The sequence below is a fragment of the Pseudoclavibacter sp. AY1H1 genome (genome assembly GCF_002931055.1).
Lineage (GTDB): Bacteria > Actinomycetota > Actinomycetes > Actinomycetales > Microbacteriaceae > Pseudoclavibacter.
Map to the genome: position 1 here is coordinate 16,522 of NZ_PSXX01000019.1, position 15,745 is coordinate 32,266.

At 64.3% G+C, this 15,745-nt stretch carries 15 protein-coding genes; 4 read left to right on the forward strand and 11 right to left on the reverse strand.

From position 1 onward, the window contains the following. Positions 1 to 13: 13 nt before the first annotated feature. From C5E05_RS19155 to C5E05_RS19200, 11 genes are all read right to left on the reverse strand, one after another. Positions 14 to 358 (reverse strand): hypothetical protein, encoded by a 345-nt coding sequence (locus tag C5E05_RS19155; RefSeq protein WP_104342829.1) that lies wholly within the window; start codon positions 356 to 358, stop codon positions 14 to 16. Next, positions 355 to 894: a DUF6611 family protein gene (locus C5E05_RS20740; protein ID WP_374953456.1), complete on the reverse strand. Its 540-nt coding sequence runs from the start codon at positions 892 to 894 to the stop codon at positions 355 to 357. Before C5E05_RS20740 ends, C5E05_RS19155 begins: the two co-directional genes overlap by 4 nt. Further along, positions 878 to 1,261, reverse strand: a complete 384-nt coding sequence (locus tag C5E05_RS19930) for a hypothetical protein (RefSeq protein ID WP_146081193.1) — start codon at positions 1,259 to 1,261, stop codon at positions 878 to 880. Before C5E05_RS19930 ends, C5E05_RS20740 begins: the two co-directional genes overlap by 17 nt. A gap of 32 nt (positions 1,262 to 1,293) precedes the next feature. Continuing rightward, entirely contained in the window at positions 1,294 to 3,270 is a 1,977-nt protein-coding gene (locus C5E05_RS19165) for an FtsK/SpoIIIE domain-containing protein (RefSeq protein ID WP_181059755.1), read from the reverse strand. Positions 3,271 to 3,857: 587 nt separating this feature from the next. Beyond that, positions 3,858 to 5,042 carry a M23 family metallopeptidase gene (locus C5E05_RS19170; RefSeq protein ID WP_104342832.1) on the reverse strand — a complete coding sequence of 395 codons (1,185 nt, stop codon included), beginning with the start codon at positions 5,040 to 5,042 and terminating at the stop codon, positions 3,858 to 3,860. A gap of 3 nt (positions 5,043 to 5,045) precedes the next feature. Further along, entirely contained in the window at positions 5,046 to 7,133 is a 2,088-nt protein-coding gene (locus C5E05_RS19175; RefSeq protein WP_104342833.1) for a hypothetical protein, read from the reverse strand. Positions 7,134 to 7,234: 101 nt separating this feature from the next. After that, positions 7,235 to 9,775, reverse strand: a complete 2,541-nt coding sequence (locus C5E05_RS19180) for an ATP-binding protein (protein WP_104342834.1) — start codon at positions 9,773 to 9,775, stop codon at positions 7,235 to 7,237. A 20-nt stretch (positions 9,776 to 9,795) separates the two neighbouring features. Beyond that, positions 9,796 to 10,401: a hypothetical protein gene (locus C5E05_RS19185; protein WP_104342835.1), complete on the reverse strand. Its 606-nt coding sequence runs from the start codon at positions 10,399 to 10,401 to the stop codon at positions 9,796 to 9,798. Continuing rightward, positions 10,398 to 10,730, reverse strand: coding sequence for a hypothetical protein (locus C5E05_RS19190; RefSeq protein WP_104342836.1), 333 nt, complete (start codon positions 10,728 to 10,730; stop codon positions 10,398 to 10,400). The genes C5E05_RS19185 and C5E05_RS19190 overlap by 4 nt, the downstream gene beginning before the upstream one ends. Continuing rightward, on the reverse strand, positions 10,723 to 11,691 hold the full coding sequence (locus C5E05_RS19195) for a conjugal transfer protein (protein WP_104342837.1): 969 nt from the start codon (positions 11,689 to 11,691) through the stop codon (positions 10,723 to 10,725). Before C5E05_RS19195 ends, C5E05_RS19190 begins: the two co-directional genes overlap by 8 nt. Beyond that, entirely contained in the window at positions 11,688 to 11,891 is a 204-nt protein-coding gene (locus tag C5E05_RS19200) for a hypothetical protein (RefSeq protein WP_104342838.1), read from the reverse strand. Before C5E05_RS19200 ends, C5E05_RS19195 begins: the two co-directional genes overlap by 4 nt. Positions 11,892 to 12,146: 255 nt before the next feature. Here C5E05_RS19200 and C5E05_RS19205 point away from each other — a divergent pair, with 255 nt between their 5' ends. The 4 genes from C5E05_RS19205 to C5E05_RS19220 all read left to right on the forward strand — a co-directional run bounded on the left by C5E05_RS19205 (position 12,147) and on the right by C5E05_RS19220 (position 15,744). Further along, entirely contained in the window at positions 12,147 to 12,812 is a 666-nt protein-coding gene (locus tag C5E05_RS19205) for a hypothetical protein (RefSeq protein WP_146081194.1), read from the forward strand. A gap of 483 nt (positions 12,813 to 13,295) precedes the next feature. Further along, positions 13,296 to 14,249 carry a ParA family protein gene (locus C5E05_RS19210; RefSeq protein ID WP_104342840.1) on the forward strand — a complete coding sequence of 318 codons (954 nt, stop codon included), beginning with the start codon at positions 13,296 to 13,298 and terminating at the stop codon, positions 14,247 to 14,249. Continuing rightward, entirely contained in the window at positions 14,246 to 14,866 is a 621-nt protein-coding gene (locus tag C5E05_RS19215; RefSeq protein WP_104342841.1) for a hypothetical protein, read from the forward strand. The genes C5E05_RS19210 and C5E05_RS19215 overlap by 4 nt, the downstream gene beginning before the upstream one ends. Positions 14,867 to 15,060: 194 nt before the next feature. After that, the gene (locus tag C5E05_RS19220) at positions 15,061 to 15,744 is read left to right on the forward strand and encodes an SAF domain-containing protein (protein ID WP_104342842.1); all 684 of its coding nucleotides are present in this window, start codon (positions 15,061 to 15,063) and stop codon (positions 15,742 to 15,744) included. Position 15,745 lies beyond the last annotated feature (1 nt).

Here is a 15,745-nt window from a genome sequence, read left to right on the forward strand (position 1 = left end):
CCTCATCGACTCACTAACGCCGGTCTCGCTCTTCCCGGCGCTTCACTGCCGCCTCCTTCAACCGACGTCGCGCACGGCGCCATGCCTGCACAGCAGCAACCGTCCCGACGATTAGCAGCAGGACGATGACCCCCAGGATGACGAGACGGATGATGTCCAAGCCGGATCCGTTGCCAAAATCAAGCACCAAGTCAGCGTCTACGCCCGCAAGCACGTGCACGTTCACTAGCCAATCCGTGAGTGGCTTCGCGAGGCGATTGAGAGCGAAGAGACCTCCGCCACCCAACCCGCAAAGCAGGAAGATCCAAGTCAGGGTTTCGCCGTCGATCCCGTTCGAGGATCCTGAATTGTTGCTCATCGCCGCCCCTTACTCTCTCGCCGCTTCGCGTCTTCAGATCTGCCTGCCTGGTCATAAACACGGGCCCACTCATGTTCGAAATCCACGGGACACAGATCACTGGTGTCGAGCAACTCAAGTTGACCGAGAAGGCGCTCCATCAACTCAACATCGCCCGCCTGCCCCCTTCGGTAGGCCGTGACGCGAACCACCCTGGTCTGCAGGCCCAGCCGACGGCACGCCCCGCAAGCCCAGGCCCACACGGCGACCCAGGCGGCCAGAACGAGTCCAGCTCCGAGCCAGCCCCCAAGGAGTCCCATCACGGCGAACACCGACAGGTAGAGAACCCCTGATTCGGAGTAGAGGAAGTCCCGGATTCGGAGCAGGCGGCGTTCGCTGAGCCTTGTACCTGGTCGATGGATGATCAGCACAACCGAAATACGGGTGACATACGGCCGCTTCGCAGGTGGAGTGATCAGCACTTGCCCCCAACGCGGGGCCGCCTGCCGTTCGCGCACAAGGGAACGCTCGACGGATTGTCTACCCACGCCGCTCACGCACCCTTCGCACGTACTTCAACCAGGGCACCGCAATGGCAGCCCCCATCAGGGCAAGGGAAGCCGAGAGTGCAGCACACAGCACCACTCCCACCCACGCGAAGACGACCAGCCACCAGGTACCGGAAGCTTCAAGCGCCCACGTGCCGGCCTGCCAGAGCGCGGCAAGACAAAAGCCCAGCAAAGTGCCGATAAGGACGAGGCCAATCCAGGCCCCCTTGTGTCGATCGGCACCGAGCTGAGTGACATTCGAAGATGCGCGGAGAGCGACTGCTCCCGTCGCATCCGCAACAGAGGCGGGAAGTTGTCTCTGCGCCGCGCCTCCGGAGAAGTTGCGGATGGCGGTCCGATTCAGGGAGCCGCTCATGCTGGATTCTTTCGCTGGAGTTGCTTGCAAGATCATGCGGCCTGAACCTCCAGGTGGGGCCGGCGCAGCGTGAGCAGCTCGCCAGACTCGATGGACATGAACTCCTCATCTCCGGTGTCGACGTCGGCGAACGAGATGACCGTTTGGTCCTCGTCGACGAGATCAACTTCGACACTGACGACGACGCCCCAGACGCCGAGATCGGGATCCGCCAGCACCAGGTCTCCGACGGAGATTTCTGCGGCGCGGGCAGATTCCTCTGCCGTGTAGCCGTCATCCTCAGTCCCGGTGTCGACGAACTCCGCGCCTTCGGCTTCAATCTCAGCCGCGGCACTGCGGACGACCGCGGGCCCACCCGCCACACGCTCAGATCGCGGGGCCCAGGGCACAATCGGGGCTGTGGCGTAGTCACCGTAGGTCGGCTCGATGAGCAGCCCCTCGCCGTCGAGGTCCGGAACCGCCACCGGGGTCCGAAACATCTTCCGCGGATATCTGGTCGTGGAAGGCCGCACCCGTTCGATGTGAGCCTTTGACCCATCGTCGAAATCCTTCGAGGGGTCAGGCACGAAATGCACTTTCGCCCGCACGGGCTCTCCTGAGCGGTTGATCACCATTGCCTGGCCGGGTGGAGTGCGCACGACACCGATCGCTGGCGAGTCCCACATCATGACGGCACCCTGCGGGCTGAGGCGCCCCATGGACATACGCCAGGCCATGTTGTCGCGCATCTCGCCGCCGAGGATCTCCGCGTCGGGACGCTGGAGACCCATGAGAATGTGAATCATCGCGGTTCGCGCCAGGCGCATCAGGTTAGCCATCAGTGCCAACACAGGTGGCTGGGGAGGGTCGCCCTTCTGCTTGATGCCTCGATAGAAGTCGCGGACACGATCGCGGAAGGTCGTGTACTCGTCGATCACCATGACGAGCGGCTCGAAATCAGAAGCCACGGCCTGGCCGTTCTCGATCATGTCGTAGCGCTCTTCCATGAGGTCATGCGCTGCATGGATCATCCGGATCTGGTCACCGATGGACGACGCGATGATTTCAACGTTCGGCCACCCCCCGAAGCCCAGGAACTCGATTCGCTTGCCGTCGAGGATCCAGATGCGGAACCCCTGGTTTGCGAGCTTGCACACGAACGCCTGCTCAGCCTTGGTCTTGCCTGATCCCGTCCCACCGACGATGAGAGCGTGCGCGTCGTGTTTTGGGCGCCATCCGATCAGGCCAGCGTCTTCGTCAGTTGCGACCTCGAGTACCGCGTTCGCGTAGGTTTCGTAGGTGGGGTCAAGCTCTTCCTCATCGACCTCGAGGTTGATGATCTTGGGAAGGACGGGGCGCAGCTCGAAGGTCACCTTGTCGGTTTCGAGATCCCACCGTGACCGCCAGCTGCCAGGCAGCATTGCATCGACCACGTTCTCGAGGCGCTTCCGGTAGCCCTCGAGGGTGACGTTCGGGCCGCGGTCATGTGCGACGACGACCCGAGTGACGACGCCCTTGTCGTCGCAAACGACCTTTGCTTGGCTGCTCTCGCCGAACAGCTTTCCCATCACCGCTTCTGCGCGACGTCGCGCTTTCGAGAACGGATCGTTCGCGTCGAGCACGGCGGTGGGCTCGAGCACGACCCGGCAGCGTCGTGAATCGTGTGAGGTCACCTCCCAGGAGACGCCCGTGCGCTTCAAAGCGATGTCTCGCAAATTCGCGATCATCCGGGGATCGTCCTTTTGAGACGCGTAACTGCAAACGATCCGTTGCACTTCTCCGACTCCCCAGCGCTTGGTCCAGCGGTCCAGGCGCACCAGCGTTCGCGTGGGCATGGTTGCACCGAGCTCGAGCGACATCGCCCGAACCATCGGATCGGTGATCTCCCGGCGAGCTCGGTTGCGGATCGACAGTGCGGCGATGCCCAGCAGCAGGACGCCAGCGATGGTTGGAGCGCCGACTGCGAGCAGCCCGTCTTGCATGAGCGCACCGATGCCCCAGCCGATGACCGAAGCAGCGAGGAGCACCACAACCCAGCCACGACTTGCAGACCGGTATCGCGGCAGCTGGGCAAACCCCCCATCGGATTTCATGCGCTGCGGGCCATCTGGGACAGCTCCCTGAACTGTGCCCGACGTGCCACCGGGTTGTCGGGCCAGGGCGCCCAAGCTCCGTCAGCCATGGGCATTCGATGCATGGGAGGAAGAGGGACGCGACCAGTTCCGGCCGTACCAGCTTGGAGGTCATGCGTCACGCTCGGCGGGTATGGCATCCACTTATCCGTGGGTTCGTTCGTTGGCGTTGTCATCAGGTTGTTCCTTTCGGCTCTACCTCGGTAGTGCCCTCTGGAACGCGGGTCTTGGACACCAGCAGTCAGACAAACCTTCCCCTGCACCTGTACGGCCCACGAGGCTCGAGAGTTGCGAGCCAGGTGTGACTCAAGCAACGACGCCGACACAAGACTGAAGCGCTACCTCTACGCAACAGACATGCTGGCCCAGCGAAGTAGGTGCAAAACAGGGTTGTCACACTTGACATGGGGGTGTAGGCTCGCCGGAATGAAGCTTGCGTAAAGACGAGCGAGCCTCCCCCACCCACATCAGGTTCTAGGTTCCGCTCACGCGGCATACGGCGTCGCACCGAGATCCACTCCGTAGAGGGCCATGTAGGCCTGGGGATCGACGTAGCCGGCGGCCGTCGACGAGCCACCGACATGCGGCAGCGACAGCACTGCAGCGTCCGTACTCCCGAGTGTGGTCACGCGAATGTCGAGGTGGCAGCCGGACGACGGGCCAGCATTTCCTACAGCACCCACCTGCTGCCCAACGCTCACAGTGTCGCCCACCTTCACGATCACGTCGTCCATGAACATGTGGAGGTAGGCGACCTCAGTGCCGTCCGGAGTCGTGATGCCAAGCCAGTAGCCACTCAACGTCGTGACAGTCCCTGGACGGATCGCCAGGACTGGCGTCCCGCAGGCGGCTCCGAAGTCGAGCGCGGGATGCCACGTCGACGCAGCACAGCCGCTTCCGCTCGAGACCGGGCACCCCCGAGGGCCGACACCATCCGTGATCGGGTGAGGTTCCGTGAAGGGGTAGCCACCCTCACCCGAAGCACTCGTGGCTGCGCAGCCAGCACCAGATCCTCCACCGCCAACAGCAGCGATCAGCTGCTTCGCCGCTGCTTCCCAGCGCCCGTACGCATTCGGGGTCGCAGAGCCCTGAACCTTCTGGGCAGCATCGTTCGGAGTCATCGACTCCCAGCCCGCAATGTCGAAGAGCCCGGGCGGGCTGCCGCCGTTGGGACCTTCTGGGCCACCCAGAAACGCACGAGCGTTGAACTTCGCGTCCATCAGGTCTTTTACGGAGCCCCATCCAATTGAAGGGCGCTGCTGCAGGAGGCCGATCGAGTCGTGGTCACTGCCGTCTGCGTCGTGCGGGTAGTTCACCGATTCGGGTACCGCCGTCGAATTCGCGTACATGCGCATTCGCGACTCGGCGAGGGCACCCATGACGAGGATGAGCTGCGCCTTCGGGTTGGCTTTTGCTTGAGCTGCCCCTTCGAGGAGATCCACGACGTGCTGCATGCGGGCAGCATCGAGAGCAACCTCTTCGCCGTCGCTGGCCGCCACGGTGAGCGATCCCCCAGGGGCAGAGAGGGACGGCAAGCAGATCGCCGCCCCTCCCTTCCCGACCGCACCAGGGTTGAAGACCGTAAAGAAGGCCAGTGTGAGCGCCAGGACGAGCACAGCCGGCACGGAAAGGACCACGACACCGGCAGCCGCGATGATCCACTTCTTCATGAGTTAGCGGAGGGACCGAACGGGCGCCGCAGGTGGCCCTGGTGGCGCGGCGACCGGTGCTGATGCCGGGGAGGCGTACTGCTTCCGGAAGGACGCGATGCGGGCTTCAGAGGCTGAGGAACGGGGGCGTGAGGGGCGCACCGTCGATGCTGCTGGACGCTCATTCGTGCTCTGCACCAGCTTCCCCCGTCCATCACTGCCGACCTCCACACGGTTGCCTCCGGGGCTCTCGACACTCGAACCGAGCGTGAGTCGCTCCGGCGCGTGCGTGGTGACCCGGACATCGGGAAGGCCAGCTTCTGCCCGGTGCGCGGTGTGAGCTGAGGCTGCAGCGTCGGGAGTTCCCGATTTGTTTCGCGACTGGAGCCCCTTAGTGACGATCTTCTCCGCGGCGATCTTTCCGCTCTCCGCTCCGATGGCACCCCAGCCGCCTGGAGCAGCCTTTGCGAGGCGGTAGACGACCTTGCCGGCCTCTGCGGCGCCCCGTGCGATGTCTTTTGCCTTGTCGCCGTTCGGCTCCTCCGCGCTCGCACTGTCACGGGGCGACGGGGAGTCCGATCCCGCCACACCCTGCACACTGCTTGGCGGTTCCTCGCCACGTGGGCGCGAGGTAGCCGGGACTGTCGTTGACGGTGCAATTTCCTGCTCCGCTGGCGCAGCGATCTCCGTGGAAGGTTCGGGTTTTTCATTCTTCGATGTCGTGCGGGTGTCGCCGAATTTCTTGGCCATCCGCGACGTCCTCTCGACGGCGCGGACGCCCATATCCAAGACCTGGACCGGGTGGAGCCCCGTGCCATCGGCGGAGTCCTTGCCCAGGCCCAGCTTGCCGAGCAGGCTGCCCCAGGTCTTGCCTTGTTTGCGCATGGCGATCGTGGCGACGATCAGACCGATAGTGATGATGAAGGTGAAGGTGCCGATCATCATCAGCTGTAACAGCACGTCGAGGCCAGCAGCGGCGAGAGAGCGGGCGATGCTCAGGGTCATCGCAAGCGAGCCACTGAGCAGGACCAGCATGAAGACGACGGACACAAGACCTAGAACCATGTCGGTGACGGCTCGTCCCAGCTGTGGACGCCCGATGGCGGGGAGGACCGCGATGTTGACCCAGATCATGGTTCGGATGCCGGCCCAGATCGTGCTGAGAACTCTCCAGACGAACAGGACGCACAGAACCCCGATCAGGAACCAGAGCGCAATGCTGCCGGCTGACGACAAGTACGCAGCCAGTGGCTGCCAAACCGACGGGTTCTCAACGTAGTTCTTCGCCTCTTCGTCGCAGCTGCTGATCTTGCTGCGTACGTCGTTGTTCTGCAGGGACGGCGGGCTCGAGATCATGACCTCGGTGAACTCTGCGTTGCACACCTCGTCGAGGGTCTTCCCGAAGGTGACGGACTGTGCCGGCTGGCGCACAAAGATATCCACGATCTCCGCGATGACGACTGTGCTGAGCGCAGATTTAGCCTCAGCCCCACTGTCGCCGTCGAGGTCGACCACGGCCCCTGTGCTTCCCTCGGAGCCAGTGTCCTCCACAACGGCGACCGCGATCTCGGCGCCCCAGGAACGGACCGTAGCGAAAGCTCCTTCGGTGCCCTGCATGTTTACGAGCGGGTTGGCGAGCATCCCCACAGCAGCTATGCCGCAGGCCACCGAAATGATGATGTCCATGAGTCCTGCGGCTCGCTTTCCGAACCACATGGCCATGCTGCCCACGAAAGCGGAGATTCCGAGCGCAAACGGGATCCATTCGAGGCCCTCGAACTGCTGCTTCAGCAGTCCCGACCAGCCCACCACCGGGGCCAGCAGCCAATCGATCCATTCGAACTCGAGGAGGAGCGTGAGCACGTTGAGCGCGATGGTGATGGAGACCATGTGCCCGACCCACAGGAAGTCCGTCAGAACCCCGTAGATGCCCTTCTGCGGGGTCATGACGTCACCACGGTCGATCGGTAGGAGGTCATAGGCCTCGAGTGGCACCCCGCTGGAATCAGTAGCCCCCAAGGCTGCGATGAGTTCGTTGCCAGGATCGGCGTAGGCGAACACGAGATTGCCGAAGATGACCTGCCCAGCCCAAAGCGCGATCGCCAGGAACACCGCCGAACGGCGCGGGCGCTGCCGGCACCATCTCCAGGCTGAGCGGATCTGCGCCCGGAGGCGACGTGGATGCCCTAGGACGCGACCGGCCAGGTGGAGGATCATGCTGCACCTCCCGCGGTCGTGAGCACGGCCTGGCGGCGCTCAGCTCGGCTCGGCAGCATGAACCGGACCTTGCCAACGCGTCCCTGAGGATCGCGCAGGAAGCCCTCACCTCGGCGGTGGGGTGGGGTCTCGCCGGTCTCGTCGAGCGGCGAGGTGTCCTCCACGAGAATGCGAGCGATGTCCCGTGCCGACTCGTCGAGGTCGATGTCGTCTCCGGACAGAGCGCGCTCCTCGTTGTCCTCGCCCATGAACCAGGCCACACTGCGCCGCGCAAGCGATGAGTCCCCGTGCCGGAACAGGATCCGCGTGGGGATCATTCGCCGGCCGTCTTCGTTGCCGAGATGCTCCTCGGTCTGTGACGCCACGATGGCGCATGCGAAGTGCTTGCGTCCGTCGAGCTGGAACTCGTTGAGGTACCCCCTGCCTTCCTCGCTGATGGAGATGTGGGAGGCCTCGTCGACGCCGAAGATCGCGAGCTGCTTCGAGTCGGCGAAGCAGTACTCGCGGGCGAGGCCAGCGAGGTAGGCGTAGTAGGCGCGCCCTGCGATGGCCTCCATCGGGAGGTCGTTGAACAGGTGAGCTGCGTTGAGCGAGGCATCCGAGGGGAGACGCAACCCCGCAGTCAAAGCGATGACGGCTCGCCGCGAAAGGTCTGCCGGCGGCAGGGAAGGGTCGAAGAGCACGCGCCCGAAGTCTCGATCGGCGATCACGTTCATGATCCCGTTGAGGTGCGCACGCACCGAGTCCCGCTCCCCCGCCGCGGTGATCCTGCGTAGGTCGTCCATGCTTCTGACACCGAGCTCGGCGATGTTCTTCGGGCTCAGGAGTGACGCGAGCTCGATACCCATCGGGTCGCGCGGACGCACGCCCAGCATCATCGCCATGAGCGAGAACACGTGCTTCGCCCCGGCCTCCGGGCCGAGCATGCGGATCGGGTCCAGCGAGAGCTCCGGGTTCAACAGGTCAACGATCGCCGTGTCATCGGGCAGCAGCGACTTGGCGAAGACTGCGTACTCGCGAAGCACGGTTCGGTCGATGATGAAGGCACGTGCACCCTGGTCGATGTTGTCGCCGAGGATTCCCTTCATGAAGACGCTCTTGCCGCCACCTGGCTCCCCGACGATGCCGATGCTGCCGGACTTGTTCTCGCGGATGAGCGCCGCGATCGAGTGGCAGACCGGGACTTCGCGTCCCGTTGAGATGTTCGTGGCGATCAGTGACCCAGAGCGCCCGCCGAGCTCGGCGTCGGTGAGCGGCATCGCTGTGGCAAATTCTCGGCTCGTCGTGATCTGCGCGAGCTCTCGGACCAGCGAAGTCGTGGGCGACCCGGGCAGCATGGCCCACCACAGCTCTTCTTGACCGCCCAGAATCGGGTCGAAGACGAACTCGCTACTGCCGTAGACCGACTTGATCTGTTCTGCCTGCCAACGGGCGTCCTCCGCGCTGGGTCCAGCGACAGCAGCGATCACGGTTGCCTGAACTTCGACTTCCTTCTCCGAGAGGTTCAGCGACGCAGCGTACGACTGCAGCGCTTCCGCGACGTCTTTGAGGTGTGCGCCACCACCGAAAGGTGACTGATCGCCGTCCTGCTGCTTCATCTGGTCGTTGAGCTCGTTGACCGCCTTCTTATTGCGCTGCTGCACGACCTTGCCGGAGGAGATCTGCAGCCGCAGCGACCAGTCCACGGCGAAGGGGAACTCGTCGAGCTTCGCCAACCATTCGACTCCAGGTGTGCTCCAGCCACCCTTGGGGCCGCCCGTGAGGGCAAGCAGTGCCTGGTAGGAGGGTTCCTCCGTCAGAGCGCTCGTGACTTTCACGTAGCGCCGTTTGAACGGGTTGATCCGGCCCAGCGAAGAGGTATCCGACTGGGCGCCCTCGTCGAGCAGCGGCTCGGGGATCACGGTCGGCCGCTGGAACGACACTTCATCGAGCGGACTGCCAGCAGAGGGCACCGCTCCATCAACGCCAAGACCCCGCTGCTGGGCATGCCCGAACAACCACGCGGTCTCGGCGGGTGTGGCCGCGCGAGGACGGAAGGGAAACGGCAGCGACTGCCCGATCAGGTGAGCACTCTTCCTTGCTTTTTCCAGCGTGGAGGTGGAGGGGAACCGCCGCGGAAGCGCCAGCGAGTCGCGGAGGCTCGACTCAGCACTGTATGCGGCCCCTCGCACCCGGTTGACGGGATCATTCACCGCCAACGGCACAGCTATCCAGAAACTCCGCTCACCGATCTGCATGCCGGCGAGCTGATCCAAGGTGAGCACAACCTCTTCCGCCCACTGGGGGTGCTCCGCAACATCGACACCTTCGAGCATCCGTTCGACGACGGACACGGGATCGCGATCCGAGCAGACGCTGTAGAGCAGCGCTTCACCCCGGAGCGCGCGCAGGAGTGCCTGGTGGGCCATCAACGCCTGCTGCTGCTTCTTGGAGCTCGTGTAGCGGTACTCGACGCCCTGCAAGCGCCAGACGGCCCAGACGACGCCAGAGCGCGTCCACAGGAGATTGTCTGCGAGGGCAATGATCGGGATTCGCATGGGAACGCTCCGCTTTCGTGTCAGTGGGATGAGGTTTGAGCGAGAAGACGCTCGACACCGGTGAGTGCACGTGGTGGTTGTGCTTCAGAAGCGGTGGGCGATGCGTCCACGACAGGAGGTTGCTCTTCGAGCAGCGGCTCGACGAGCGGTGTCCGAGCTTCCGCCACCGTGGGCGCGCTCAGCTCGACGGCGGGCTCCGCGAGCTGAAGACCCGCAGCCTTTCGTCTCGGCTGCGCCAGCGACCTCGTGGGCACAGGACGCGGGGGCTTCAGGCGAAACTTCACACCCTTGTAGGTGCCCGTCTGATGCGTGAAGACGGCATGTGCGCCAGCCGAGATCAGCAGCATTGGGTTGAGGTTGGTGACTGGCAAGTACCGCAGTGCGAAACCGACCAGCGCACCTGCTACCGCGGCTCCAAAGAGGGCGACGATCGTGTTGGGTGCCCACGCGTTTTGCGTCACCCACGCCAACGCGATCGTGAGGGCCGCACCGATCGCCTGGGCGAAGCTGTACGGCCCTCCGGGAATGCGAGCTCCGCCGGCGTGCCCGATCATCTTCGGGTAGCGGCGTGACTTTGTGTAGAAGCGAGCTACGCGAGTGATGTCGTGGCCAGCCTGGGTGCTCATGCGAGTGCGGGATGCGATTCGATGGTCACGACAGTGGCGCTGGATTCGAGTTCACTGCCGACGGAACCGCTGAGGTTCACAAGACCGCTGCCCACGACGAGCCAGATCACGAGTGCACCTACGAGGCCCGAACTGACGAGCTTGACGACGGTGAAGCCGCCCTTGAGGGTGACGATAAGGACCACGACGCAGACGACGAAGACAACCGCCGTGTTGAAGACGGCGGTCATGTCGACGATGAGGCCATTCGCGCGATCGAGGATTCCTTCGGCCCGGAGGCTTTCGACAGCAGAGGTCGTGCTGGCGCGTGCGATAAGGGTGTCAAGCATTTGGTGTCTCCGTTGGTGTAGTGGTGAATGGGTAGGGGTCGAGTGACGAGACTTCCCAGCGGCCGTCTCGTGAGGTCACGGTGATCCAGGCCACGTAGGTATGCACGCTCTCCGCGGCCGCCGTCGCGCGAATCGTGGCCTCGAGGTGAAGGACCTCCCCGTTGACTGGCTCCGCGGGAATTTCTTCGTGAGCGCCGACTCGGACGAGGTCGATGGCGACGTAGTTTGGGCTGGTCGGCGGGGTCAGGTCAGCGCCTGGGGTCACCGATCGAGTGATGTCGCCGGTTCCCGTGAAGTAGGGCACGAGGAAGTCATTGGCCGCGGTCCATACCGGACTGGAAGATGCCACCGCGGGGTAGTCACGTTTTGTTGTGTCGAGCCCTGTTTCCTCCTGCACCAACATGGGCGGAGCTACGACAGCCAAGGTGCTGTCGACGCCTGAGACGGCGACCTGATACTGCCGATTGACCCACTGCATCTGCCCACTCGTTGTGACTTCGTTGACAAGCGCGCTGAGCGTGACCGTGAACTGCCCCTCGTCACCCTCATCGACGCCGGCAACGACCAAATCGCGGTACTCAACAGCGACTGTGCTGCTGACCTCGAAGTTCGTGAGGAACTCGGCCAGAGGGGCGGTGTCGTCGCGAGTTGCCCGGAAGTACGCGCTCAGGAACTGCTCCCCGAAGGCACCGGCGCGCTGCTCTGCAGCCGTCAGCCCCACCGGGCTTGGAGCAGCTGCCACCGGCAACGGCGCTTCGGCACTCCCGCTCAAAGCCCAAACTCCCAACCCGACCGGCCCGCACGCGATCGCCCCGAAGAGGAGCGCCGACAACGCCTTCGCCCCCATGGACGCTCCCCCAGTCCACGCTTCCGTGCGCATCGGGGCGATGGTGTCTACCGCCTCTTCAACCTCGTCAGCGCCTGCGTCGTTCGCCTCTTTGGACCGCCCGAAGAGCTTCATGCGGCACCGCCGACGACTCGACGAGCGGATTCCATCGCATCCGCCGTCGACGAGCTCTGCAGAAGCGTCACGACCCGCTGTTGAACTTGCACATCGAGCGGCTTCGTCGCGAGCTCCAGCGCCGTGAGGCTGATCTCGTCGCACGCGGAAAGCACCGTGGCTTCATCAGCCCACGACGCGGTCTCAGTGGGTTCAGACATGGGAAGTCCCTCCGGTTAGAGCTAGGTCACATAGGTAATGGCCGAAGGCGACGCTCATTTGGACAGGCCGCCGGGAATCTTTTTTCTGCCCGTTTATCAGCCCTTTTTCAGACCCGTCCGGAAGTGACCAAGAACCCGGCCAAGACCCCGTGAGGACCGTGAAGAGCACCACGACAGAAGAGGTGCAGCTTCATGTGGACTTCCGCAGAACACTCATGCCCGACCCAAGTCAGGCGCCACTGGTCACTCAGCTCGATGCAGGTGACCTCTTTCGGATCGCTCGGTGAACACACCAGCGCCGACCTCTACGCGCAGTACCAAGCTGCCGACCTTCCCGAAACCAACGCCATCCTGCTCGAGCTCATCCGGCTCGCTCAGCTACGTCACGGGCCAGCGACAGACTTCCTGCTCTACGCGTTCCTCCCCCGCGCTCTCCGCCTCGCACGCGGCACCGTCGGCCTCCGCCGCCACGAAGTGCGGAACGCCCGGGACATCGCCATTGCGGCAGTCTGGGAAGCCATCCAGCTCTTCCCCCTGGACACCACGTGCACGAGCGTTGCCTTCAACCTCGGGGCGCGAACGCTCAGCATCATCACGCGCACCGAGACGAAGCTCGCCATTGCCCCTGAAGACGCGGCCCCAGACGACACCCTCGAGGCCGCACTGGGCCCCGTGTCTGCCAACGACTCGAGCACCCGCGAGCTGCAGGAGGTTCTGCGGTGGGCCCGAGAGTCGCGCTGCCTCACCGCGGACGAGATCCGCCTGCTGACCGCCTACGAGCTCGGCGAGAAGCAAAGCCGCCTTGACCTCGCAACCGTCGAGGGACTCAGCGCTGCCGCCCTCACCAAGCGCGTACAGCGCATCCGCTACAAGCTCCGCGACGGCGTTCGCGCGCACATCGTCGAACACGGGCGCTGGTAAGCCCCACCACAGCCAACCCGGCCCCTGTCGAGATCTGCCCCGCAGACCTCGACAGGGGCCGTTGCCGTCGACGCCCACCGACACACGTCGAGCATGGGACCCTCCCATTACGCGCCTGTCGTGCTCCCTGTAGCTCACCCGTACGCTTCAGGCTGTCTATGAGTGCCTTGCCTGTTTCGTCTGGGGCGCACGACTGCTGTGCAGTTGGTACTCGCAGACTGTGCACCTGTTGCAGACCCGTTGCAGACCATTGCGAGTCCTGCTGTGTAACAGTTACGTACCTGGTTGTTGGTTGATGCGCATATGTTGCGTGCATGTTGCGTCTCTGATGCAGTGCTGTAATGCGTTGGTAGCGGAGCTGGTACAGAACTGAATAGGATCTGTCATCGCGCTGGTATGTGTCTGACAGCGTGTTGGTACTTTCCAGGGGGGTGACACTGGAGTAACCTGAACCTATGCAGCCGAACAACACACGAGGTGCTCATGCCTGAAACTCTGACTGACTTCCGATCCCAGCTCGACAACGTCGTCGCTGAAGCCTCCATGAAGGGAGGGGTCGGCAAGACCTCGACGACCGCCAACCTGGCTGGCATCACCGCGGCATCAGGGCAGCGCGTCCTTGTCGTTGACCTCGATCCGCAGGGGAACCTCGGCGAGGACCTCGGATATCGAGGCACTGAACTCGATGACGAGGGCCGCCAGCTGTTCGACGCGGTAGCGATGGGGGAGAAGCTCACCCCCATCGTGGGCGTGCGCCCGAACCTCGACGTCATCCCTGGTGGGCGCATGACCGGCAAGCTGACGACCCAGCTCGCCGGCGACGGCATGAGCGGCGTGGACGTCACTGAGGCCCTGGCCCGCGCGCTCGCTCCACTGGCGCCGCAGTACTCGCTGGTGCTCCTGGACTGCCCTCCCGGCGAAGGGATCATGCAGACCCAGGCGCTCGTCGCTGCCAGATGGCTGATCATTCCCACACTTCCCGATGACGCGTCCAAGAGTGGCATCTTCCAGATCGCACGACGTGTCGAGGAGCTTCGCCGCTACAACCCGACGCTCGGGATCCTCGGCGTGCTGCTCTGGGGAATCGGGTCAACCTCCACTCGAGTCCAGGCGAACGCGCGAGCGGAGCTCCGGGAGATGCTCGGTGAGGACGTCCCGGTGTTTGAGTCCTACATTCGTCACGCCCAGGCCTCCGCCGTCGCCGCGCGAAACTCGGGCCAGCTCGCGCATGAGCTCGCGAAGGAAGCCCAGGACCAGGACCCGTTCGCCTGGCGCAAGCAGCTCCTCGATGGCGAGCCAGCGACGCGACGGATCGGCAGCAGCGCCGGCCACCTCGCGGCCGACTACATTGCCGTGACCCGCGAGGTACTGCAGACCATCAACACCCACACCGCCCAGACCAATCAGGAGCCTGAGAACGAAGGGGCATCCGCATGAACCCGCAGAAGAAGCCGCTGCCAAAGCTCGGAGATCTCCTGAGCGACATCCCCACCGTCGAGCCAATACGGCAGGCCACGAAGACACCCGCCCCTGCCTCCGCTCCCACCGCAGCCGGGAGATCGCCAGCCACCGCATCGCAGGACATCCCCGCAATCCCCGAGCCCGAGAGCAACGACACGGCCAAGGCCCCGAAGGCTCGCGTCGCTCAGCCCACCAAGGCGCCCGAATCCAGTTCGACAGCCCTGCAGGTCGACGGATACAAGCCCATTCCTGTCCCCATGTGGACCGAGCTCCTGCAGCGCCTCGAGGCCCACCGGAAGGCCACCGGGCGATCCAACCCAACGATCGTCTTCGACGCCATCGACGCCACGATCGACAAGCTTCCCGACCTGCTCGCAGGCCGGGTAGCAAGCGCACCCACCGCGAAGTCGCTCTTCGACCGCGAAGACCTCCGCGTCCACCAGGAACGACGGAACACAGAACGCATCAACATCCGCATTCGCGACAGCAACCGCACCGTGCTCGACGAACTCGTGAAGCAGGTCGGTGCCCCCGACCGATCTGCCATGATCACCGCCGCGCTCGACTCCTACCTGCCGGAGATCTCCCACTGATCGACACCTGCTGTCCTTACTGATTCGAGGCCAGCAGGTGTCCAAACGGCACGTAACGGATGCCAATACGTAGGTAGCGACCAAAGGTCGCGCAACGAACTCAACGCCAGCGAACACGCCACAGGTCGACCGCCCAACAACGCGGCCCGATGAGAGGCGCTGTCACCTGGTGACACGAACGGGGACGAAGAACCATGACGACAGAACCATCGACAGCCACGAAGCCACCGCGAGCGTCCGCCCGCCGAGGAGTGCAACCGGCAGCAACCCAGCCCGCCACCAAGCGGCGGCGCAGCACCGCTCTCATCGCCGGAGGCATGGCCATGGTCATCGTCGGTGGCCTGACCAGCTACTTCCTGTTCACCAGCATCACGCACAGCGACACCGTCGTGACAACCGCAACGAACGTCTCCCGCGGCGACATCATCGAGGCCACTGATCTCGGCACGATCGAGATCACGGGCGGGCAGAGCGCTGCGACCCTGAGCGTCGACGACATCGACAGCCTCATCGGCCAGGTCGCGGCCACCGACCTCCCCAAGGGCGCCCTGCTCAGCGCCGAGTCAGTGGGGAGCTCCACGAACGTCCCGGCCGATCAGTCCATCGTGGGCATCGCCCTCGCCGGCGGCCAGCTGCCGAGCACCCCGCTCGTTGCCGGAGACACCGTGCGCATCGTGGCGACTCCGCTTGCGCAGAGCGACGTCCCCGGGGTCGAACCCACGACCATCGCAGCGACCGTCTACGCCATCGGACACGACGAACGCAGCGGTAGCACGATCGTCAACGTCCAAGTCCCCGCGAACCAAGCGGCGCTCGTCGCGGCACACGCGGCTACCGGTCGCGTCGCCGTCGTGCTCGACGCGGGTGGGGCGGCCTGAC